The sequence below is a fragment of the Streptomyces sp. NBC_00667 genome (assembly GCF_036226825.1).
Taxonomy (GTDB): Bacteria; Actinomycetota; Actinomycetes; order Streptomycetales; family Streptomycetaceae; genus Streptomyces.
Genome location: NZ_CP109022.1, coordinates 2,012,508 through 2,034,838, shown reverse-complemented (window position 1 = coordinate 2,034,838; position 22,331 = coordinate 2,012,508). Strand labels below are relative to the sequence as shown.

General features: G+C 73.6%; 20 protein-coding genes. 16 read left to right on the top strand and 4 right to left on the bottom strand.

Annotated elements, in window-relative coordinates; genetic code table 11:
* Window positions 1-153: 153 nt before the first annotated feature.
* From OHA81_RS09650 to OHA81_RS09635, 4 genes are all read left to right on the top strand, one after another.
* Window positions 154-1,197: a C40 family peptidase gene (locus OHA81_RS09650; RefSeq protein WP_329194632.1), complete on the top strand. Its 1,044-nt coding sequence runs from the start codon at window positions 154-156 to the stop codon at window positions 1,195-1,197.
* 25 nt (window positions 1,198-1,222) lie between these two features.
* Window positions 1,223-2,341 (top strand): hypothetical protein, encoded by a 1,119-nt coding sequence (locus OHA81_RS09645; RefSeq protein WP_329194630.1) that lies wholly within the window; start codon window positions 1,223-1,225, stop codon window positions 2,339-2,341.
* Between the two features lie 24 nt (window positions 2,342-2,365).
* Window positions 2,366-3,508 (top strand): glycosyltransferase family 4 protein, encoded by a 1,143-nt coding sequence (locus tag OHA81_RS09640; RefSeq protein ID WP_329194628.1) that lies wholly within the window; start codon window positions 2,366-2,368, stop codon window positions 3,506-3,508.
* A 179-nt stretch (window positions 3,509-3,687) separates the two neighbouring features.
* Entirely contained in the window at window positions 3,688-5,304 is a 1,617-nt protein-coding gene (locus OHA81_RS09635) for a GMC oxidoreductase (protein ID WP_329194626.1), read from the top strand.
* 19 nt (window positions 5,305-5,323) lie between these two features.
* Here OHA81_RS09635 and OHA81_RS09630 read toward each other — a convergent pair whose 3' ends face one another.
* Window positions 5,324-7,120: an AMP-dependent synthetase/ligase gene (locus tag OHA81_RS09630; protein WP_329194624.1), complete on the bottom strand. Its 1,797-nt coding sequence runs from the start codon at window positions 7,118-7,120 to the stop codon at window positions 5,324-5,326.
* A 229-nt stretch (window positions 7,121-7,349) separates the two neighbouring features.
* On the opposite strand from OHA81_RS09630, the gene OHA81_RS09625 reads away from it, so the two are divergent.
* From OHA81_RS09625 to OHA81_RS09600, 6 genes are all read left to right on the top strand, one after another.
* Window positions 7,350-8,132, top strand: a complete 783-nt coding sequence (locus OHA81_RS09625) for a metallophosphoesterase family protein (protein WP_329194623.1) — start codon at window positions 7,350-7,352, stop codon at window positions 8,130-8,132.
* 221 nt (window positions 8,133-8,353) lie between these two features.
* The gene (locus tag OHA81_RS09620) at window positions 8,354-8,794 is read left to right on the top strand and encodes an SRPBCC family protein (protein ID WP_329194621.1); all 441 of its coding nucleotides are present in this window, start codon (window positions 8,354-8,356) and stop codon (window positions 8,792-8,794) included.
* Between the two features lie 106 nt (window positions 8,795-8,900).
* On the top strand, window positions 8,901-10,058 hold the full coding sequence (locus OHA81_RS09615) for an ArsA family ATPase (RefSeq protein WP_329194619.1): 1,158 nt from the start codon (window positions 8,901-8,903) through the stop codon (window positions 10,056-10,058).
* 76 nt (window positions 10,059-10,134) lie between these two features.
* Entirely contained in the window at window positions 10,135-10,617 is a 483-nt protein-coding gene (locus OHA81_RS09610; RefSeq protein ID WP_329194617.1) for a DUF5304 domain-containing protein, read from the top strand.
* A 61-nt stretch (window positions 10,618-10,678) separates the two neighbouring features.
* Window positions 10,679-11,620: an ROK family glucokinase gene (locus OHA81_RS09605; protein WP_329194614.1), complete on the top strand. Its 942-nt coding sequence runs from the start codon at window positions 10,679-10,681 to the stop codon at window positions 11,618-11,620.
* A gap of 73 nt (window positions 11,621-11,693) precedes the next feature.
* Window positions 11,694-12,467: an endonuclease/exonuclease/phosphatase family protein gene (locus tag OHA81_RS09600; protein WP_329194612.1), complete on the top strand. Its 774-nt coding sequence runs from the start codon at window positions 11,694-11,696 to the stop codon at window positions 12,465-12,467.
* Between the two features lie 364 nt (window positions 12,468-12,831).
* Here OHA81_RS09600 and OHA81_RS09595 read toward each other — a convergent pair whose 3' ends face one another.
* Both OHA81_RS09595 and OHA81_RS09590 read right to left on the bottom strand, forming a co-directional pair.
* On the bottom strand, window positions 12,832-13,434 hold the full coding sequence (locus OHA81_RS09595) for a hypothetical protein (RefSeq protein WP_443056489.1): 603 nt from the start codon (window positions 13,432-13,434) through the stop codon (window positions 12,832-12,834).
* Window positions 13,373-14,152, bottom strand: coding sequence for an alpha/beta hydrolase (locus tag OHA81_RS09590; protein WP_329194609.1), 780 nt, complete (start codon window positions 14,150-14,152; stop codon window positions 13,373-13,375). The genes OHA81_RS09595 and OHA81_RS09590 overlap by 62 nt, the downstream gene beginning before the upstream one ends.
* Window positions 14,153-14,322: 170 nt before the next feature.
* Here OHA81_RS09590 and OHA81_RS09585 point away from each other — a divergent pair, with 170 nt between their 5' ends.
* The 4 genes from OHA81_RS09585 to OHA81_RS09570 all read left to right on the top strand — a co-directional run bounded on the left by OHA81_RS09585 (window position 14,323) and on the right by OHA81_RS09570 (window position 18,152).
* The gene (locus OHA81_RS09585; protein ID WP_329202132.1) at window positions 14,323-15,021 is read left to right on the top strand and encodes a lysophospholipid acyltransferase family protein; all 699 of its coding nucleotides are present in this window, start codon (window positions 14,323-14,325) and stop codon (window positions 15,019-15,021) included.
* A 48-nt stretch (window positions 15,022-15,069) separates the two neighbouring features.
* On the top strand, window positions 15,070-16,281 hold the full coding sequence (macS, locus tag OHA81_RS09580; RefSeq protein WP_329194608.1) for a MacS family sensor histidine kinase: 1,212 nt from the start codon (window positions 15,070-15,072) through the stop codon (window positions 16,279-16,281).
* Window positions 16,282-16,304: 23 nt separating this feature from the next.
* On the top strand, window positions 16,305-16,949 hold the full coding sequence (locus OHA81_RS09575; protein WP_329202129.1) for a response regulator transcription factor: 645 nt from the start codon (window positions 16,305-16,307) through the stop codon (window positions 16,947-16,949).
* Between the two features lie 174 nt (window positions 16,950-17,123).
* Window positions 17,124-18,152 carry a 6-phosphofructokinase gene (locus tag OHA81_RS09570; protein ID WP_329194607.1) on the top strand — a complete coding sequence of 343 codons (1,029 nt, stop codon included), beginning with the start codon at window positions 17,124-17,126 and terminating at the stop codon, window positions 18,150-18,152.
* Window positions 18,153-18,318: 166 nt separating this feature from the next.
* Here OHA81_RS09570 and OHA81_RS09565 read toward each other — a convergent pair whose 3' ends face one another.
* Window positions 18,319-20,202, bottom strand: coding sequence for an anthranilate synthase family protein (locus OHA81_RS09565; RefSeq protein WP_329194605.1), 1,884 nt, complete (start codon window positions 20,200-20,202; stop codon window positions 18,319-18,321).
* 281 nt (window positions 20,203-20,483) lie between these two features.
* Between OHA81_RS09565 and OHA81_RS09560 the strand changes: the two genes are divergently transcribed.
* Window positions 20,484-21,848 (top strand): class II 3-deoxy-7-phosphoheptulonate synthase, encoded by a 1,365-nt coding sequence (locus tag OHA81_RS09560; RefSeq protein ID WP_443056488.1) that lies wholly within the window; start codon window positions 20,484-20,486, stop codon window positions 21,846-21,848.
* A 187-nt stretch (window positions 21,849-22,035) separates the two neighbouring features.
* Window positions 22,036-22,302: a (2Fe-2S)-binding protein gene (locus OHA81_RS09555; protein WP_329194600.1), complete on the top strand. Its 267-nt coding sequence runs from the start codon at window positions 22,036-22,038 to the stop codon at window positions 22,300-22,302.
* The last annotated feature ends 29 nt before the right edge of the window (window positions 22,303-22,331 follow it).

The following is a 22,331-nucleotide window of genomic DNA, read 5'->3' as shown; positions in this document are numbered from 1 at the left end:
TGCGTCTGCGGCGGGGCGTCGCCGTGTGTGCCCCCGTACGGCCGTCGTCGGTGCCCCGCGGCTGCGGCTACTGTCTGCCAGCGCGGAACCCGGCACACGGCCGTCCACGGGGGGCGGACCCGGGCTGCGCGCAGCGCAAGGGAGCGGTTTCACGTGGCGTCCCATCGCCGGCCCGGGCTCACCGGCCTCGACCGGAGCACCAAGCTCACCACCTTCACCGCCGCCGCGGCCGGCGCCGCCGTCGCCCTCACGGGAGCGGTCGCGAGCGCGGCACCGGCCCTCCCGCAGGACCCCCCGGCCGGCGCCCGCGCCCAGGTCGACCGGCTCTTCGAGGAGGCCGAGCAGGCCACCGAGCGCTACAACGAGGCCGACGAGAAGGCAGGCAAGCTCCGCGCCGAGATCAGCCGGGCCCAGGACGCGGTGGCCCGGGGCCAGGACCGCATCAACACCATGCGCAACGTACTCGGCGCCTTCGCCGGGGCCCAGTACCGCTCCGGGGGCCTCGACCCCGCCCTCGCGCTGATGCTGTCCGAGGACCCCGACGGCTACCTCGACAACGCCGCCGTGCTCGACCGGCTCAGCGGCCGCCAGGCCCGGCAGCTCGGCGAACTGCGCGAGGAGCAGCGCAGGATCGCCCAGGAGCGCCAGGAGGCCTCCGTCAAGCTGGCCCAGCTGGACTCGCTGCGCTCGGACGTCGCGGAGCACAAGCGGGCCGTCACGGCGAAGCTCGCGGCCGCCCGCCGGCTGCTCGACGCGATGCCGTCCGAGGAGCGGGCCGACTTCGAGCGGGCCTCGCGCTCGGGGGGCCGCGCCGACGCGCTGCCCGACCTGCCCTCGGCCGTCCCCGCCTCCTCCCGGGCGGCGGCCGCCGTGCGGGCGGCCCGGGCCGCGGTCGGGCGGCCGTACGTGTGGGGGTCGACCGGACCGTCCGGGTTCGACTGCTCCGGGCTGATGGTGTGGTCCTACCGCCAGGCCGGGGTCTCCCTTCCGCGCACCTCGCAGGCACAGCGGTACGCGGGCCGGCACGTGCCGCTGTCGCAGGCGCAGCCGGGGGACCTGGTGACGTACCGCTCGGACGCCAGCCACGTCGCCATGTACGTCGGCAACGGCCAGGTGATCCACGCCCCCTACCCGGGCGCCCGGGTGCGGTACGACCCGGTCGGGATGATGCCGGTGTCCTCCGTGACCCGGCCCTGACGCACCGGGTGCGTACGATCGGCGGATGCCCCCCGCCCGCCGCCCCGTACGCCTGCTCGTGCTCGCCCTGCTGCTGCTGTGCGGGCTGCCGGCCGGCTGCGCCGCTCCCGGCGGCGGCGCCGGGGACCCCGCCGTCCGGCGGGCCGTCGCCGACTGGGCCGCCGCGCCGCCCGCCCGGCTCGCCGGGATCCCGCTGGAGGGGTGGTCGTACGAGGTCACCTCGGTGCGCCGGGACGGCGTACGGGCCTTCGCGCGGGCGGCGCTGCACTACCGCCTGACCGGCTACGACACCGCTGCGGCGGACGCGCGGCGCGAGGTGGAACTCGCGCGGGACGACGCCGGCGGCTGGCGGGTCACGGCCGACCGCCCCGCGCCCGGGGCGCCGCCGCAACTGTGGGACCAGGGGGCGGTGACGGCCGTACGCGGGGCGCACGCGCTGGTGCTGGGGGTCGGCCAGAGCCCGGGGACCCTGTCCGCCATCGCGGCGCAGACCGACCGCGCGGTGCCCGCGGCGAGCGCCGCCTGGCCGCGGCCGTGGGCCGGCCGGGCGGTGGTGCTCGTCCCGGCGACGCTCGACGCGATGGCGGCGCTGCTCGGGCAGCCCGCCGACGCCTACCGGGGGATGGGCGCCGTCACCACCGGCCGGGTGGGGGCCGGTCCGGCCCCGGCCGACCGGGTCGTGATCAACCCGGAGGGGTACGCGGGGCTGTCGGAAGCGGGCCGGGACATCGTGCTGACCCACGAGGTCACCCATGTGGCGACCCGCGCCGCGACCTCGGCCACCACCCCCCTGTGGCTGTCCGAGGGCTTCGCGGACTGGGCCGCGTACCGCGCCACGGACCGCACCCCGGCCGAGGCCGCGCCGGAGCTGGCCCGCGCGGTGCGCCGGGGCGGTCTCCCGGGCGCGCTGCCCGCGGACGGGGACTTCGCCTTCGGCGGTGACCCGCAGGCGCTCGCGCGGTCGTACGAGGGGGCGTGGCTCGCCTGCCGGCTCATCGCGGCGAAGTGGGGCGACGCGGCCCTGGTGCGGCTGTACGAGAGGGCGGGCGCCCCCCTGTCCGTGGCCCTGGACGAGACCCTGGGGACGGACCGGGGCGAACTGACCCGGCTCTGGCGCGAGACCCTGCGGGAGCAGCTCGGTTAGGGGCGTCCGGTACGTTGGCTGGCGATGCACAAGACGCTGATCGTGACCAATGACTTCCCGCCGCGACCGGGCGGCATCCAGGCCTTCCTGCACAACATGGCGCTGCGGCTGGATCCCGACCGGATCGTCGTCTACGCCTCCACCTGGAAGCACGACGAAGAGGGCCGCGCGGCGACCGCCGCCTTCGACGCGGAGCAGCCGTTCCAGGTCGTGCGCGACCGTACGACGATGCTGCTGCCGACGCCGCGCGTGACACGGCGTGCGGTGGAGCTGTTGCGCGAACGCGGCTGCCAGTCGGTCTGGTTCGGCGCCGCGGCCCCGCTGGGCCTGATGGCCCCGGCGCTGCGGCGGGCGGGGGCCCGGCGGATCGTCGCGACCACGCACGGGCACGAAGCGGGCTGGGCACAGCTGCCGGCCGCCCGGCAGCTGCTGCGGCGGATCGGCGAGGGCACCGACACCCTGACCTACCTGGGCCAGTACACCCGCACCCGGATCGCCTCGGCGGTCACGGAGCGGGCGGCGGCGCGGATGACGCAGCTGCCGCCCGGGGTCGACGAGAAGACCTTCCACCCCGGGTCCGGCGGAGCGGCGGTGCGGGCCCGGCTGGGCCTGACCGACCGGCCGGTGGTGGTGTGCGTGTCCCGGCTCGTGCCCCGCAAGGGGCAGGACACCCTCATCGAGGCGATGCCGCGGATCCTGGCGGCGGTGCCGGACGCGGTGCTGCTCATCGTGGGCGGCGGCCCGTACGAGGCGGACCTGCGGGCACTGGCCGCCTCCACGGGGGTCGCGGACTCGGTGGTCTTCACCGGGTCGGTCCCCTGGGGCGAGCTGCCCGCCCACTACGGCGCCGGGGACGTCTTCGCGATGCCGTGCCGGACCCGGCGCGGCGGCCTCGACGTGGAGGGGCTCGGCATCGTCTACCTCGAAGCCTCCGCGACCGGCCTGCCCGTGGTGGCGGGCGACTCGGGCGGGGCGCCGGACGCGGTGCTGGACGGGGAGACCGGCTGGGTGGTCCGGGGCGGGGCGCCGGACGAGGCGGCGGACCGGATCGTGACCCTGCTCCTGGACCCGGAACTGCGACGCCGCATGGGCGAGCGCGGCCGCGCCTGGGTCGAGGAACGCTGGCGCTGGGACCTCCTCGCGGAGCGGCTGCGCGAGCTGCTGTAACCGCGGAGCCGCGCAGGAGGGGGAATTGTCGCACCCCGTGGCCCGTCATGGGGCGCGGTCCGTCGAACAGGGCGGGCGACGGCGCAGCGCGGATACGGTCGAGACATGTCTGACTGTTACTCACATGCGTGTCAGTGCGGGTTATGGCCGGTTGGGCGGAATCCGCTCATGATGCGCGCATGACACCCCATCTGACGCGTCGTCAACTGCTGGGGGCCGGCGCCCTCCAGACCGCCGCCGTCCTCGGCTTCACCCGTATCGGGCTCGACTCCGCCGCCGCCGTCGAGCCGCCCGCCGCCCCGTACGCCCCCGCCATCGTGGTCGGATCCGGGTACGGGGCCGCCGTCGCCGCCCTGCGCCTCGGGCAGGCCGGAGTGCGGACCGTCGTCCTGGAAATGGGCCGGCTCTGGAACACCCCCGGGCCCGACGGCAAGGTGTTCCCCTCCACCTCCGCCCCCGACCAGCGCTCCATGTGGTTCCGCACCCGCACCGAGGCCCCGCTCGCCCAGTTCCTCTGGCTCGACGTCGTCAACCGCGACATCAGCCCCTACCCCGGCGTCCTGGACCGGGTGAACTACGACGGCATGTCCGTGTACGTGGGACGGGGGGTGGGTGGCGGCTCGCTCGTCAACGGCGGCATGGCGCCCACACCGCGCCGGTCGTACTTCACCGAGGTCCTGCCCCGCGTCGACGCCGACGAGATGTACGGCACCTACTACCCCCGCGCCCGCGCCATGCTCGGCGTGGGCGACATCGACCCCGCCTGGTTCGAGTCCACCGAGTGGTACCGCTTCGCCCGGATCTCCCGCAAACACGCCGGCAACACCGGGCTCCGGACCACCTTCGTGCCCAACGTCTACGACTTCGCCTACATGCAGCGCGAAGCGGCCGGCACCGCCACCAGATCCGCGCTCGCGGGCGAGGTCATCTACGGCAACAACCACGGCAAGAAGAGCCTCGACAAGACCTATCTCGCCGCCGCCCTCGGCACCGGCAACGTCACCATCGAAACCCTCCAGCGCGTGGTCGCCGTGCGCCGGGACCCGGCCGGGGGGTACGTGCTGACCGTACGCACCATCGACCTCACCGGCCGTGTCACCCAGACCCGCGAACTCGGCTGCGCCCAGCTCTTCCTGGGCGCGGGCAGCCTCGGCACCACCGAGATCCTGCTGCGCGCCCGCGAGACCGGGGCCCTGCCCGAGCTGGCGGAGGCGGTCGGCCGTGGCTGGGGGCACAACGGCAACATCATGACGGCCCGGGCCAACCACCTGTGGGACACCGTCGGCGCGAACCAGGCCACCATGCCGGCCCTCGGCATCGACGACTGGGACAACGCGGCCCACCCCGTCTTCGCCGAGATCGCCCCGCTGCCCATGGGGTTCGAGCACTGGATCTCGATGTACCTGGCCATCACCAAGAACCCCGAGCGCGGCCACTTCACGTACGACGCGGCCGCCGACGCGGCCCGGCTCAACTGGACCCGGGACCAGAACACGCCGTCCGTGGCCGCCGCCAAGAACCTCTTCGACCGGGTGAACCGGGCCAACTTCACGATCTACCGCTACGACCTGTTCGGCCAGAACAGGGCCTTCGCCGACGACTTCACCTACCACCCGCTCGGCGGCTGCGTCCTCGGCGAGGCGACCGACGACTACGGCCGCGCCAAGGGCTACCGGGGTCTGTACGTCGTCGACGGCTCACTGATCCCGGGCTCGCTCGGAGTGAACCCGTTCGTCACCATCACCGCCCTCGCCGAGCGGAACATGGCGCGGATCCTGGCGGAGGACCCGCGCTGAGCCCCCCGCGGCGCAAGACCTAACCCCGGTACAGGGCGTCGATCTCGTCGGCGAAGTCCTTCGCCACCACGTTGCGCTTGAGCTTGAGCGACGGCGTGATGTGGCCCGATTCCTCCGTGAACTGGGAGGCGAGGATGCGGAACTTCCGCACCGATTCCGCCTTGGAGACCGCCGCGTTGCCGTCGTCCACGGCCTGCTGGACGGCGGCGATGAGGTCGGCGTCCTCGCGCAGTTCCGCCGCCGTCACCCCGGCCGGCTTGCCGTGCTCCGCGGCCCACCGGCCGAGGAACTCCTCGTCGATGGTGACCAGGGCGGCCACGAACGGCCTCGCGTCGCCGACCACCATGCACTCGGCGACCAGCGCGTGCGCGCGGATGCGGTCCTCGATCACCGCGGGCGCCACGTTCTTGCCGCCGGCGGTGACGATGAGCTCCTTCTTGCGCCCGGTGATCGCCAGGTAGCCGTCCTCGTCGAGGGTGCCGACGTCGCCGGTGTGGAACCAGCCGTCGGACAGCGCCTCGGCGGTCGCCGCCTCGTTCTTCCAGTAGCCGGTGAAGACGTGCTCGCCGTGCACCAGCACCTCGCCGTCGTCGGCGATGCGCACCACCGAGCCCGGCAGCGGCTGGCCGACCGTACCGATCTTCGTACGGTCCCACGGGTTGAAGGCGGTGGCCGCGCAGGACTCGGTCAGGCCGTAGCCCTCCAGGACCGTGAAGCCGATGCCGCGGAAGAAGTGGCCGAGCCGCTCGCCCAGCGGGGCGCCGCCGGAGATCGCGTACTCGCCGCGGCCGCCGAGGACCGTGTGGAGCTTGCTGTAGACCAGCTTGGTGAAGAGCTTGTGCTTGAGCCGCAGGCCGAAGGACGGGCCGCCCGGCGTGTCCAGGGCGCGGCTGTAGGCGATGGCCGTCTCGGCCGCCGCGTCGAAGATCTTGCCCTTGCCGTCGGCCTGGGCCTTGGCGCGCGCCGAGTTGTAGACCTTCTCGAAGACGCGCGGCACCCCGAGGATCAGCGTCGGCTTGAAGGACGCCAGCTCGTCGGTGAGGTTCTTGATGTCCGGTACGCAGCCCAGGCGGATCGGCGCCAGCACGGACGCCACCTCCACCAGGCGCCCGAAGACGTGGGCGGCCGGGAGGAAGAGCAGCACGGAGCACTCGCCGGTGCGGAACAGCGGGCTGAGGCGCTCCACGACGTTGCCGCACTCCGCGAAGAAGTTGCGGTGGGTCAGCACGCAGCCCTTGGGGCGGCCGGTGGTGCCGGAGGTGTAGACGATGGTGGCCGTGTCGTCGGCGTTGGCGAGCGAGCCGCGACGGTCGACCTCGTCGTCGGAGACCTCCGCCCCCGCCGCCTTGAGCGTCTCGAAGGCGCCCTGCTCGATCTCCCAGACCTCGCGCAGCTCCGGGAGCCGGTCGCGCAGGGCGGCCACGGTGGCGCTGTGCCCCGGGCTCTCGGTGATCACCGCGGCGGCGCCGGAGTCCCCGAGGATCCACTGGATCTGCTCGGGCGAGCTGGTCTCGTACACGGGGACGGTGATGGCCCCCGCGCTCCAGATGGCGAAGTCGAACAGCACCCACTCGTAGCGGGTGCGGGAGATCAGGGCGACGCGCTCGCCGGGCGTGACACCCGCCGCGATCAGGCCCTTGGCCGCGGCGCGGACCTCGGCGAGGAACTCGGTGGCCGTGACGTCCTGCCACCGGCCGTCGACCTTGCGGCTCATGACGGCGGTGTCGGGATGCTGGGCGGCGTTGCGGCGGATGAGATCCGTCAGGTTCCCGTCCGACGGGACCTCGTACAGGGCCGGAAGGCTGAACTCGCGCAAGACTGCTGCTCCTCTGGGCGCCATCGCCACCGTGTGGACCGACCGGACGTTACCCACCGGTAGTGGGTTCACGATAGGGGGAACCGGCCAGATGTTCCGTGCGTCACATGACGCGGCGGTCCCCTGCCGACAGTAGTCGACCCCGCCGAAGACCCGGAAGTAACCGCAGGTCCGGCCGCCTGCGGAGGTGCCCCTACCCGAGGAGCCCAGGCGCCCCTAGGGTGGCCGCATGAGTGGCGGGAAGAGTCGTACGCGGGTCCACGTCGTCAGCGACGTCCACGGCAACACGGAGGCGCTCGCGCGGGCCGGGGACGGCGCCGACGCGCTGATCTGCCTCGGTGACCTCGTCCTGTTCCTCGACTACGCCGACCACTCGCGCGGGATCTTCCCCGACCTGTTCGGCGTCGAGAACGCCGACCGGATCGTGGAGCTGCGCACCCAGCGGCGGTTCGCGGAGGCCCGCGACTTCGGGCGCGAGCTGTGGACCGGGCTGGACCGGGAGCGGCTGATCGAGGGCGCCGTCCGGCGCCAGTACGCGGACATGTTCGCCGCTCTCCCGAGCCCGACGTACGCCACGTACGGCAACGTCGACGTCCCCGGGCTGTGGAGGGAATACGCCGGCCCCGGCACGACCGTGCTCGACGGCCAGCGGGTGGAGATCGGCGGCCGCGTCTTCGGGTTCGTGGGCGGCGGGCTGCCGACGCCGATGCGGACGCCGTACGAGGTGGACGTCGAGGAGTACGCCGCCAAGGTCGAGGCACTGGGCGAGGTGGACGTGCTGTGCTCGCACATCCCGCCGGAGGTGCCGGAGCTCTGCTACGACACGGTGGCCCGGCGGTTCGAGCGGGGCAGCGAGGCGCTGCTGGCGGCGATCCGGCGGATGCGGCCGAGGTACGCGCTCTTCGGGCACGTCCACCAGCCGCTGGCCCGGCGGATGCGGATCGGCGGCACGGAGTGCGTGAACGTCGGACATTTCGCGGCGACGGGGACGCCGTGGGCGCTGGAGTGGTGAGCGGCCCGCAGGTGCCGGTGCCGGGGCGGACCCGGAGCGGCCGGGCCGCGCAGCGGCGGGGTCCCCGCGGGGGCGGGGCGTTGGAGCGGCGCGGTTCCCCCCAGGGGCGGGGCCTTGGAATGCCGGGGTCCCTGGAGTGGCGGGGTCCGCACGCGCGGTAGCCTTCACCCGGCGGCCGGAGGCCCCACACACTTGTCGAACTCCCCGGAGGAGCGACCGCGATGGCGGAACACACCAGTTCGAGTATCACGATCGATGCGGCCCCGGCCGACGTCATGGCCGTGATCGCCGACTTCGCCCGCTACCCGGAGTGGACCGGCGAGGTGAAGGAGGCGGAGGTGCTCGCCACCGACGCCCAGGGCCGCGCGGAGAAGGTCCGGCTGCTGCTCGACGCGGGAGCGATCAAGGACGACCACACGCTCGCCTACACCTGGAAGGGCCCGGACGAGGTCAGCTGGACGCTGCACAAGTCACAGATGCTGCGCCAGCTCGACGGCTCGTACAAGCTGACGCCGGTGGACGGCGGCACGCGCACCGAGGTGACCTACCAGCTGACCGTGGACGTCAAGATCCCGATGCTGGGCATGATCAAGCGCAAGGCGGAGAAGGTCATCATCGACCGCGCCCTGGCGGGCCTCAAGAAGCGCGTCGAATCCGCCTGACCGCTCGTCGGCCCCTTTCGGCCCGAGCACTCGTCCGAGGCCCGGGGGTGTGGGGCGGAGCCCGGCTCCGCGCAGCCACAGGCACACGACCCGGAGTACCCGCACCATGCACACACTGCTGATCACCGGACCCGGCGGGGCCGGACGGACCACCGTGGCCGCCGTCACCGCGGTCGCCGCCGCCCGGGACGGGCGGCGCGTGCTGCTGCTGTCCGGCGACCCCGGCGATCCGCTCGCCGCGCAAGCCGGCCGGGACGTGCCCGGGCTGCGGGTCGGACGGATCGACTCCGGCGAGGAGTTCCGGGCCGAACTCGTCGCCCTCCAGGAACGCGGCGCCGCCCTGCTCGGCATGCTCGGCAGTCGGCCCCTGAGCGCCGAGGAACTCACCGAGCTGCCCGGCGCCGAGCAGTTCGCGCTGCTCCGCGCCCTGCGGCGGGCCGCCGCCGCCCCCGACACCGACCTGGTCATCGTGGACATGCCCCCGCTGCACCAGACGGTGACCACCCTCGCCCTCCCCGCCCAGCTGCGCCGCTACCTCAGCCGGCTGCTCCCCGCCGAACGGCAGGCCGCCCGCGCCCTGCGCCCCGTACTGGCCCAGCTGGCCGGGGTGCCGATGCCCGCCCAGTGGCTCTACGAGGCCGCCGCCCGCTGGGACGAGGAGCTGGCCGCCGTGCAGGCCGTCGTCGAGGCCCCCACGACCGAGGTACGGCTCGTCGCCGAGCCCGGCCCCGGGGCGGACTCCGCGCTGCGCACCGGCCGGCTCGGGCTGGCCCTGCACCAGCTGCCGGCCGGGGCGCTCGTCGCCAACCGGACCCTTCCGCAGGGCTCCGCCGACCCCTGGCTGGCCGGGCTCGCCGCCCAGCAGGAGAAGTACGCCGCCCAGTGGGCCGCCGAACTGCCGCTCATCCCGCTCCCGCACCTCGGACGGGACCCCGAGGGCCCCGAGGACACGGCGCTGCTCGCCGACTCCGCCCCGGGCCTCGCCCCGGCGGCCGCCGCGCCACGCCCCGCCTGGGCCGTCGAGGACCGGCGCGCCGAGGACGGCGTACTCGTCTGGGCGATCCCGCTGCCCGGTGCCCGCAAAGCCGACCTCGACCTGGTCCGGCGCGGGGACGAGCTGCTCCTGGCGGCCGGCCCGTACCGCAGGATCGTTCCGCTGCCGTCTGCGCTGCGCCGCTGCACCGTCTCCGGAGCCGCCCTCACCGGCGGGGTGCTCCGCGTCCGGTTCACCCCGGACCCGCAGCTGTGGCCCCGCGCGCGCTGATTCCCCTACCGCCGTTCGGGTACCGTCGAAGGTAGCCCGTACCGCACGTATCGCAGCCGCCGCAGGAGTGTCCGCCATGAGCGAGGCCACCGACCGCACCACCGACGACGACGCCTGGGCCAGGGCCTGCGCCGAGGACCTCGCCGCCGAGAAGGAGCGCCTCCGCGCCGAGCGGGGCGCCGCCGGGGACGACGGGTCCCGCGGCGGGACCGGCACCGCCGCCGAGGAGCTGTTCAAGCTCTTCGAAGCCGTCGCCGACAAGGTCTCCGCCCTGAACAACCCCCTGTTCGGCGCCGCGGCGCAGGGCGCGGTACGCCAGTTCGTCGACCAGGCCAAGACCGCCGTCAAGCCCGTGGTCGAACGCAACCCCGAGGTCTTCGACCACCTCGCGGCCGCCGGCTCCGAGCTGCTCGCCGCCTACCGCTCCGCCGTGGAGGGCCACGAGCGGCGCTGGACGCAGCAGCGGCCGACGGCCCCGCACGCCGAGGACGACCCGCGCCGCGACGGCGACGACGGGGACACCGGGCCCGGGCCGGCCGAGCGCATCGATCTCGACTGAACCTCCGCCGGGCTCGGGTACGGTTGGCCGTGGCGGGGCTTGACCGGAAACCGAGGGACTAATGGGACTCACCATCGGCGTCGACATCGGCGGCACGAAGATCGCGGCCGGCGTGGTCGACGAAGAGGGCACCATCCTGGAGACGTACAAGGTGCCCACCCCGCCGACCCCGGACGGCGTGACCGACGCGATCTGCACCGCAGTGTCCGAGGTCAGCAGCAGCCACGCCATCGAGGCCGTGGGCATCGGCGCCGCCGGGTACGTGGACGACAAGCGCGCCACCGTACTGTTCGCGCCCAACATCGACTGGCGGCACGAGCCGCTCAAGGACAAGGTCGAGCAGCGCATCGGCCTCCCCGTCGTCGTCGAGAACGACGCGAACTGCGCGGCCTGGGGCGAGTACCGCTTCGGCGCCGGCCAGGGCCACGACGACGTCATCTGCATCACCCTGGGCACCGGCCTCGGCGGCGGCATCATCATCGGCAACAAGCTGCGGCGCGGGCGCTTCGGCGTCGCCGCCGAGTTCGGCCACATCCGGGTCGTTCCGGACGGCCTGCTGTGCGGGTGCGGCAGCCAGGGCTGCTGGGAGCAGTACGCCTCCGGGCGCGCGCTGGTCCGGTACGCGAAGCAGCGCGCCAAGGCCACGCCCGAGAACGCGACGATCCTGCTCGCGCTCGGCGACGGCACCCCCGAGGGCATCGAGGGCAAGCACATCAGTCAGGCGGCCCGGCAGGGCTGCCCGGTGGCCGTCGACGCCTTCCGCGAGCTGGCCCGCTGGGCGGGCGCGGGCCTGGCCGACCTGGCCTCGCTCTTCGACCCGTCGGCGTTCATCGTCGGCGGCGGCGTCTCCGACGAGGGCGACCTCGTCCTCGACCCGATCCGCAAGTCCTTCAAGCGCTGGCTGGTCGGCGGAGCCTGGCGCCCGCACGCGCAGGTACTGGCCGCGCAGCTCGGCGGCAAGGCCGGAATGGTGGGCGCGGCCGACCTGGCGCGCCAGGGCTGACCTCGACCGGCGTACGCCGCTGCCCGCCGCGCCCCCTGGGGGAGCGGCGGGCAGCTGCGTAGGGTGGGGAAGCATGGAGCTGCCTTCGCTGTCGGCCTCGCTGCCGAAGTCCTGTACGGAGCCCGACGGTTCGGCCGTGATCCGGGTGCTCAGCTACAACGTGCGCTCGCTGCGCGACGACGAGGAAGCGCTGGTCCGGGTGATCCGGGCGTGTGAGCCGGACCTGGTGTTCGTCCAGGAGGCGCCGCTGTTCTTCCGGTGGCGCAAGCACGCGGCCCGGCTGGCCGCCAAGTGCGACCTGGTGGTGCTGAGCGGGGGTGGGAGCGCCGCCGGCCCGCTCCTGCTCTGCTCGCTACGGGCCTTCGTGGAGCGCACCGAGGACGTGCTCCTCCCGCTGACGCCGGGCCTGCACCGGCGGGGCTTCGCGACGGCGGTCGTCCGGTTCGGGACGGCGGTGCGGGTGGGTGTGCTCAGCGCGCACCTGTCGCTGGACGCGGGGGAGCGGGCGGCGCAGGCGGAGGCGCTGCTGGAGCGCGTGCGGTCGCTGGACACCCCGTACGCGATCGCGGCGGGCGATGTGAACGAGACCCCGGACGGGGCGGCGTTCCGACGGCTGGCGTCGGCGATGCAGGACGGCTGGGCGGTGGCGCCGTGGGGCGGGGAGCACACGTTCTCCCGCTCCGGAGCGCCGCGCCGCATCGACGCGGTGTTCGCGTCGCCGGGCGTGGAAGTCCTGGCCTGCGGCGTTCCCCTCCCCCTCCCGGGCGTCACCCACCCCGACCTCCGGGCGGCGACGGACCACCTCCCGGTCCTGGCAGCCCTGCGCCTGCGTCCGACTCCTCTTTGACGCGCCGCTCGGACGCGCCGCTCGCACGTCTCGGCGCCAGGCGCCTCGACGGCTTCGCACCGCTGCGGCGAACTCCGTCCGCCGGGGGCGGCGCATCGGGCCCATGCGCAGCGCGGCCGCGCAAGCGCCCCCGGCTGCGCCGGGCTCCCTGGGCTCCGCCCCACACCCCGCGCCTCAATCGCCGGCGAGGCTGATTTCGTACAGCGCGGGCCGCGCAAGCGCCCCCCGGCTGCGCCGGGTTCGGCCCCACACCCGGTTGCGGTGTGCCGGCGCCCGCGCCGTGGTGTCCAGGGGGCAGGCCGCGGGGCGGCGGACGGAGTCGGACGGCGACGCGAAGGCGTCGAGGCGCCCCGACGCAGAGAGATCAGACCACCGCGCCGCGGCCCGGGTCGTCGGGCTCGTCGTCATCGTGGGCCATGCGGGCCACCAGGGTGGCGAAGCCGCCGAGGAAGCCGCCGATGCCGAGGGTGGTCAGCCACCAGGTCATCTCCCACTGCAGCAGCACCGCCAGCAGCAGCAGGACCGGGCCGCCCACCACCGCCAGCCAGGCGAACTTCGCCGTGGTGTCGGCCGGCGGGAGTTCCGGTTCCGGCGGGACGAAGTGGCCCCCCTCCCCGTCGTCGTCGCCGTCCTCCGGCTCCGCCGGGGTGTGGTCGCGGGGGCCCGGGGGCGGGGACAGGGTCACGCCCGGGGCGAAGACCACCGAGCCGCCCAAGGGCTCCTCCGGCTTCGGCTCGGGCTCCCGCTCCGGCTGGACGTCCTCCTCGGGCAGCATCAGGTTCTCGATGGGCCGGAACGGTCTGGATCCCGGCGGGTCCGGCGGTTCCTGCCCGTACCCGGCGACGATCGCCGCCCACGCCGCCTCCTCGTCCAACGGGGGCACGCCCCCGGACGACTCCTCGTGCTCAGCCACCGCTGGCCGCCCCCTCCCTGCCGACGCTCTTCGCGAGCCGCCCGACGAACGCATAGCTGTCCGCGAAGATCCGCTCCGCGTCATGGTCCAACGTCGCGACGTGGTAGCTCTGTTCCAGCAGGGTCTCCGTCACGTCCGTGGACGAGATGCGGGAGAGGATCCGCGCCGAGTCCACGGGCGGTACGACATGGTCCTGCGGGCTGTGCAGCAGCAGCACCGGCTGGGTCACCTGCGGCAGTTCGGTGTCGACCAGCCGGAAGAACCGGCGCAGCGAGTGCGCGGCCCGCGTCGGCACCCGGTCGTATCCGACCTCCACCGACCCCGGCTTGGCGATGTCGCTCGCGATACCGGGCGTCGAGCGCAGGAAGTGCTGCGCCACCGGCAGGGCGAAGGCCAGCGGGTCGTGCACCTTGTTGGCGGGGTTGACCAGCACCAGCCCGCTGATCGACTCCCCGTGCTTCGCCGCCAGCCGCAGGCTCAGCGCCCCGCCCATCGACAGCCCGAACACGAACACCTGCTCGCACCGGTCCAGCAGCTCCCGCAGCGCGCGGTCGACCTCGGCGTACCAGTCCTGCCAGCCCGTGAGCTGCATGTCCTGCCACCGCGTCCCGTGCCCGGGCAGCAGCGGCAGCGAGACCGTCAGCCCCCGCTCGGCCAGGTACTCGGCCCAGGGGCGGAGCGACTGAGGGGAACCGGTGAAGCCGTGGCAGAGAAGCACGCCGACCGGCCCGCCCTCGTGGCGGAACGGCTCTGCTCCAAGGAGGACGGGCACCAGGGACTCCTTTGAAAGGGCGGGGGTACGAGGGGTACGTAGCGCTGTGTGACTTCACCGTACGCGACCGCGGTGACACCGACCAGGGTCGTCGGGCCGCTCCTGCGGCGGGCAGGGGTTAAGGTCTGTTCGACAGACACAGGAAGGCTTTCGAGTTGATCTACGGCGCAATGAAGTTCTCCATCGGCGGTTCACTGAAGCTTGCTTTCAGGCCGTGGGTGGAGGGCCTCGAAAACATCCCCGCGGAGGGGCCGGCGATCCTCGCGAGCAACCACCTTTCCTTCTCCGACTCCTTCTTCCTGCCGGCCGTTCTGGACCGGAAGGTGACCTTCATCGCGAAGGCGGAGTACTTCACCTCACCCGGGGTCAAGGGCAAGCTGACGGCCGCCTTCTTCAAGGGCGTCGGCCAGCTCCCGGTGGACCGTTCCGGCGCGCGCGGGGCCGGCGAGGCCGCCATCAAGAGCGGCATCGAGGTCATCGAGCGCGGAGAGCTGTTCGGCATCTACCCCGAGGGCACGCGTTCGCCCGACGGCCGCCTCTACCGCGGCAAGCCCGGCGGACTGGCCCGGGTCGCGCTCGCCACGGGTGCCCCGGTGATCCCGGTGGCGATGATCGACACCGAGAAGATCCAGCCGCCCGGCAAGGTGGTGCCCAAGCTGATGCGCCCGGGCATCCGGATCGGCAAGCCGCTCGATTTCAGCCGCTACCGCGGCATGGAGAGCGACCGCTTCATCCTCCGCTCGGTGACCGACGAGGTCATGTACGAGATCATGAAGCTCTCCGGCCAGGAATACGTGGACATCTACGCGACGGCCGCGAAGCGGCAGATCGCCGACGCGGAGAAGGCCGCCAAGGCGGTCAAGGAGTAGGAACGGGCGGGGGCCCCGGCGCCCGCCCGCGCGGGGGTGGTGGGGGAGATGGCGAAACGCGAGCGCGTCGTGCGCATGTCGGTCGAGCAGCCGCTGTGGCGCGCCCTGACGGTCTACCGGCTGCTCACCATGGTCTACGCGGTGCTGCTGTTCGTCTCCGCGTACGCGCAGTTCCCGCGGCCGGCGGTCGCGGTGGGTTACCTCGCCGTGCTCGCCGTCTGGACCCTGGCCACCTACCGCAACGTCGCGAGCGCCGCCCGCTGCACCAAGCGGTTCCTCGGCGCCGACCTCACCGTCGCGCTCGCCGGCATCCTGCTCACCCCGCTCGCCGACACCCACGAGCGGATCGCGGCCGGCGGCCCCACCCTCCCCAGCATCTGGACGGCCGGTTCGGTCCTCGCCTTCGCCCTCAAGGGCGGCTGGCGCTGGGCCGGTTGCGCCTCCACGCCCGTCGCCGTCGCCAACATCGTCATCCACGGCGGCGACCCGACCCGCGACACCCTGCACAACGTACTGCTGGTCTGGGTCGCCTCCCTGGCCATCGGCTACGTGGTCGAGGTGGCCCGCGCCAGCGAGGCCACCCTCGCCCGCGCCCTGGAGATCGAGGCCGCGACCCGCGAGCGCGAGCGCCTCGCCCGCGACATCCACGACGGGGTCCTCCAGGTCCTGGCCATGGTCCAGCGGCGCGGCACCGAACTCGGCGGCGAGGCGGCCGAACTCGGCAGGATGGCCGGCGAGCAGGAGGTGGCGCTGCGCACCCTGGTCTCCAGCGGGCTCGTACCCGCTTCCCGGATCTCCCGGGACCAGTCGCTGGGCGCGCTCGTGGACGCGTACGAGGTCGAGGAGCCGGGCGCCGACGAGGGGGAGCTGGACCTGCGGACCCTGCTCGCCCCGCACGCCGGGTCCCGGGTGAGCTTCGCCGAACCGGGCGGCCCCGTGCCGCTGCCCGCGCCCGCCGCCCGCGAGCTGGCGGCGGCCGTCGGCGCCGCCCTCGACAACGTGCGCAGACACGCGGGGGAGGGTGCCCGGGCCTGGATCCTGGTCGAGGACTGGGGTGACGAGGTGATCGTCACCGTTCGCGACGACGGCCCCGGCATCCCGGCCGGCCGGCTCGACCAGGCCGAGGGCGAGGGCCGGATGGGCGTGGCGCTGTCGATCCGCGGCCGGCTGCGGGACCTCGGCGGCACCGCCGAGCTGGTGTCCGTCCCCGGACAGGGCACCGAAGTGGAACTGAAAGTACCGAGGGGGAGGACCCAGTGACCGAGCCGAACGAGATCAAGGTGATGGTCGTCGACGACCATCCGATGTGGCGCGACGCGGTCGCCCGCGACCTGGCCGCCGCCGGCTTCGACGTCGTCGCCACCGCCGGGGACGGCCCCGAGGCGGTCCGCCGGGCCGTGCCCGCCGCCCCGCACGTCCTGGTCCTCGACCTCAATCTGCCGGGCATGCCGGGGGTGCAGGTCTGCAAGGAGCTGGTCGGCGCCAACCCGGCGCTGCGGGTCCTCGTCCTGTCCGCCAGCGGTGAGCACGCCGACGTCCTGGAGGCCGTCAAGTCGGGTGCGACCGGCTACCTGTTGAAGTCGGCAGGCGCGCAGGAGCTGATCGAGGCGGTCCACCGCACCGCGGCCGGCGACCCGGTCTTCACCCCGGGCCTCGCGGGCCTGGTCCTCGGCGAGTACCGGCGCCTGGCCACCGACCCGGCACCGGCCGCCGCCGAGGGGCCGAAGGCCCCCCAGCTCACCGAGCGCGAGACCGAGGTGCTGCGGCTCGTGGCCAAGGGGTTGTCGTACAAGCAGATCGCGGAACGGCTGGTCATCTCGCACCGCACGGTGCAGAACCACGTCCAGAACACCCTGGGCAAGCTCCAGCTGCACAACAGGGTCGAGCTCGTCCGGTACGCCATAGAGCGCGGTCTGGACGACGCGTAAGGGCGGTCGTACGTCGTACTTACGTCCTCGTACGAGTGAACGGGCGTACGCAACGCCCCGTGATTCCACCGGAATTGACGCATCCGAGCCCCTCGCTGTGACCTGGGTCACCACTAGCGTGGCCGTCATGCGGGCCCCGCGCCCCCAGCGGGCCCTGTGGCGAAGGGAAATTCCATGAAGGTCGGAGTGCTGACGGGCGGCGGCGACTGCCCGGGGCTCAACGCGGTCATCCGGGGCGTCGTGCGCAAGGGCGTCCAGGAGTACGGCTACCGGTTCGTCGGGTTCAAGGACGGCTGGCGCGGGCCGGTCGAAGGGGACACCGTCCCGCTCGACATCGCCGCGGTACGCGGGATCCTGCCGCGGGGAGGGACCATCCTCGGCTCCTCGCGCACCAACCCGTTCAAGCAGGAGAACGGGGTCCGGCGGATCAAGGAGAACCTCGCCAAGTACGAGGTCGAGGCCCTCGTGGCGATCGGCGGCGAGGACACCCTGGGCGTGGCGGCGCGGCTGTTCGAGGAGTACGGCGTCCCGTGCGTCGGGGTGCCGAAGACCATCGACAACGACCTGTCGGCGACCGACTACACCTTCGGCTTCGACACCGCCGTCGGCATCGCCACCGAGGCCATCGACCGGTTGCACACCACGGCCGAGTCCCACATGCGGGTCCTGGTCGTCGAGGTGATGGGGCGCCACGCGGGCTGGATCGCCCTGCACTCGGGCCTGGCGGGCGGCGCCAACGTCATCCTCATCCCCGAGCAGCGCTTCGACATGGACAAGGTGTGCGCCTGGGTGACCTCCCGCTTCAAGTCGAGCTACGCGCCGATCGTGGTCGTCGCGGAGGGGGCCATGCCCAAGGACGGGGAGATGGTCCTCAAGGACGCCACGAAGGACTCCTTCGGGCACGTCCGGCTGTCGGGCGTCGGCGAGTGGCTGGCCAAGGAGATCGAGGCGCGGACCGGCAAGGAGGCCCGTACGACGGTGCTCGGCCACATCCAGCGCGGTGGCACGCCCAGCGCCTTCGACCGCTGGCTCGCCACCCGCTTCGGGCTGCACGCCATCGACGCGGTGCGCGACGGCGACTTCGGCAAGATGGTCGCCCTCAAGGGCACCGACATCATCCGGGTCCCCATCATCGAGGCCACCTCGAAGCTCAAGACGGTGGACCCGGCGCTGTACGAGGAGGCGGGGGTCTTCTTCGGCTGACGCGCCGCCGCGGCGCCCCGCACCCGCCGTTCGGGTCACGTTCACCCGCCGGCCGGTCGGGAACCGGTGGCCGGCCCCCGAGGGCGGTCCGCGGGGTCCCGGCCCACCGCCGGGCGGCGGTGGGCCGGGGCGGCGGGTGAGCCGGGCCCCCCGGCTCCGGCGGGGACTACGCCGGGGCGCCGGTGCGGACGGACGACAGGAGCCCGCCCAGCAGCTGCGCGCCGCGCAGGGTCAGGACCGACTCCGGGTGGAACTGGACCCCCGCGAAGCCCGACGCCGAGCGCAGGGCGTGGACCTCACCGCTCGCGGGGTCCCGGGCCACCTCGATCCCGCGCGCCGAGAGCCGCGCCGCGTCCTGGGCGGAGCACCGCGCGGTGTACGTGTTGTAGAACCCGACCACCTCCGGGGCCCCGAACAGGTCGATCCGTGTCTGCGCCCCCTGCGCCGGCTCCGCCTTGCGCACCAGCGGCAGCCCCAGCTCGGCGGCCAGCAGTTCGTGCCCCAGGCAGACCCCGAGCAGGCCGCCCCGGTGGCCGGCCAGGAGGTCCGCCGCCAGGGCGCGCAGCGCCCGCATCTTCGGGTCCCCGGGATCCGCCGGGTTCCCCGGGCCGGGGCCCAGGACGACGGGGCCCTCCCAGGCCAGGGCCGCCGCGCGCAGCCCCGGGTCGTCGAAGCGGCGTACCGTCACCTCCAGCCCGGTCACCCGCAGGACGTGGGCCAGCATCGCCGTGAAGGTGTCCTCCCCGTCGACCACCAGCGCGTGGCCCGAGCTCACCGGGGGCCGCTCCTGCATCCGCAGCCAGAACGGCGCCAGGTCCTCGCGCCGGGCGGCGAGGGCCGCCCGCACCCGGGGATCGGAGCCGAGTGCGGCCGCGGCAGGCTCCGGGCGGGGCGCCGCCGGACGGACCCCGAGGGCCGCCAGCACGCCCGCCGCCTTGGCGTGGGTCTCCGCCACCTCGGCCGCCGGGTCGGAGTGCCGCACCAGCGTCGCCCCGACGGGCACGCGCAGGGTCCCGTCCGGCGCGATGTCGGCGGTGCGGATCAGGATGGGGGAGTCCAGCGTCTGCGCCCCGGCGGCGTCCCGTCCCAGCAGCGCGAGGGCGCCCGCGTAGTAGCCGCGGCCGCCGCTCTCGTACCGTTCGATCACCCGGCAGGCGTTCTGCACGGGCGAGCCGGTCACCGTCGCCGCGAACATCGTCTCCCGCAGCACCTCCCGCACGTCCAGCGAGGAGCGCCCGCGCAGCTCGTACTCGGTGTGCGCGAGGTGCGCCATCTCCTTGAGCCGGGGCCCGACCACGACACCGCCCATGTCGCCGACCGTGCACATCATCTTGAGCTCCTCGTCGACCACCATCGACAGCTCCTCGGTCTCCTTGCGGTCGCCGAGGAACGCGAGGAGCGACCCGGCGGTCGGCCCCCCGGCCGGGTAGCGGTACGTCCCGCTGATCGGGTTCATCACGACCGTCCCGCCGGACATCCGGACGTGCACCTCCGGGCTGGCGCCGACCAGCGTGCGCTCCCCGGTGTGCACCACGTACGTCCAGTACGCGCCCCGCTCGCCCAGCAGCAGCCGCCGGAACAGGGCGAGGGCGTCGGCGCGCCCGAAGCCCTCGATCCGGCCCTCGTAGGTGCGCCGGATGACGAAGTTCGCGCCCTCGCCGCGCCCGATCTCGTCCCGGATCACCCGCTCCACGGTGTCGGCGTACTCCTCGTCGGGGACGTCGAAGCCGCCGCCCTCGACCCGCACCGGGTGGTCCGGCAGCGCGGCCAGTGCCTCGGCGAGCGGGACCTCGTAGGCCTCCTCGGCGGCCAGCACGCCGAGCGGGGTCCCGTCGTCGCGCACGTCGAACCCGCGCTCGCGGATCTGCCGGAACGGCACCAGGGCGAGGGTGGGCAGCTCCCGTACGGGCAGGTCGGCGAGGCGCTCGGACTCGTGGACCGGGCCGATCAGCACCTCGACGGTGTCGTGGTCGCGGCCGGGCGTCCGGCGGCGCAGCAGGGCGAACGGCGGGCAGGACTCGTCCAGCAGGCGGCTGAGGTCCGTGGTCATGGGGGTGGGCGTCCTTCCGGAGGGAGGGGCGCCCCGCGTCCGAAAACGCCGAAGGCCGCCCCTCGGGGCGGCCTTCGTGTCGCTCGTGTGGTTTACGTACGCGCGAGGAGTGGGCCGCCGGGAGCGGGCCACCACCAGTTCTGGTTCACGTGCGCGTACATGCCGCAGACCCTAGCCCACGCCCCGCCGGAGGCGCAGCCTCCGGACCGCGTCCCCCATATCCGGAGACACCCGTCTCACCAAATGGGCATCGGGCTGGACGTCGCGTGTGACGACGTAATGTGTACGAGGTGACCGTGAACGCTGAAACCCACGCCCCCGCCGCCAAAGCGGCCTGGCGAGACCTTCCCGCGGCGCAGCAGCCTTCGTACCCCGATGCCGAGGCACTGCGCGCTGTCGTCGCGGACCTCGAGTCGTATCCGCCGCTCGTCTTCGCGGGCGAATGCGACCAGCTGCGCGCCCGTCTGGGAGCCGTCGCCAAGGGCGAGGCGTTCCTGCTCCAGGGCGGCGACTGTGCCGAGGCCTTCGACGCCGTATCCGCCGACCACATCCGCGCCAAGCTCAAGACGCTGCTCCAGATGAGCGCCGTCCTCACGTACGCGGCCTCCGTGCCCGTGGTCAAGGTCGGCCGCATCGCCGGCCAGTACTCCAAGCCGCGCTCCAAGGACACCGAGACCCGCGACGGCATCACCCTGCCGACCTACCGCGGCGACTCCGTCAACGGCTTCGCCTTCACCGAAGAGGCCCGGATCCCGGACCCCGAGCGGCTCAAGCGCATGTACCACGCGTCCGCGTCGACGCTGAACCTGGTGCGCGCCTTCACCACCGGTGGTTACGCCGACCTGCGCCAGGTGCACGCCTGGAACCAGGACTTCGTGCGGAACTCCCCGTCCGGGCAGCGCTACGAGCAGCTCGCGCGGGAGATCGACAACGCGCTGAACTTCATGAAGGCGTGCGGCACCGACCCGGCCGAGTTCAAGGCGGTGGAGTTCTACGCCTCCCACGAGGCGCTGCTCCTGGACTACGAGGGTGCGCTGACCCGCACCGACTCGCGGACCGGCAAGCTGTACGACACCTCCGGCCACATGGTCTGGATCGGTGAGCGCACCCGCCAGCTGGACCACGCGCACATCGAGTTCTGCTCGCAGATCGCCAACCCGGTCGGCATCAAGCTCGGCCCGACCACCACCGTGGACGAGGCGCTGACGTACATCGACCGCCTGGACCCCCAGCGTGAGCCGGGCCGGCTGACCTTCGTCGTCCGCATGGGCGCCGACAAGGTCCGCGACAAGCTCCCCGAGCTGGTCGAGAAGGTCACGGCCTCGGGCGCGACCGTCGCCTGGGTCACCGACCCGATGCACGGCAACACCTTCGAGGCGGCCTCCGGCCACAAGACGCGCCGTTTCGACGACGTGCTCGACGAGGTCAAGGGCTTCTTCGAGGTCCACAAGGCGCTGGGCACCCACCCGGGCGGCATCCACGTCGAGCTCACCGGTGACGACGTCACCGAGTGCGTGGGCGGCGGCGACGAGATCTTCGTCGACGACCTGCACCAGCGCTACGAGACGGCCTGCGACCCGCGGCTCAACCGCAGCCAGTCCCTGGACCTGGCCTTCCTCGTCGCGGAGATGTACCGCGACCAGTGAGCGGCTCGCGCGGGCTCGTGCGAGGCTCGTGAGCGGGCCGTGAGTGGCTCGTGACGGTGGGGCGCGGATCGATGTGATCCGCGCCCCACTGTCGTATCCGGGTCTTTTAGGGGAGCCTCACCTTAGGTACGGTTAGGTAAGCCTCACCGAATAGGAGTGGCTGTCCGACCCAGTCCATTCCCGGGAGGTGAACCGCGTGTACGTCTGCTCGTGCTTCGGGATCACCGACAAGCAGGTCAAGGAACACGCGGAGGCCGGGGCCTGCACCCCCCGGCAGATCGCCTCGGCCACCAAGGCCGGAACCGACTGCGGCTCCTGCGTCCGCACCATCCAGGGCCTCCTCGGCCGTGGCGCGTGCCCGCGGCGCGAGCTGCTGGATACGGGCCGGACGGCTGCCGTCCTGGCTGCGGAGCCCGTGCCGGCCGCCGAGCCGGTGCTCGCCGACGCTGCCTGACGGCCCGGGACGGCCCGGGGCGGCCCGTG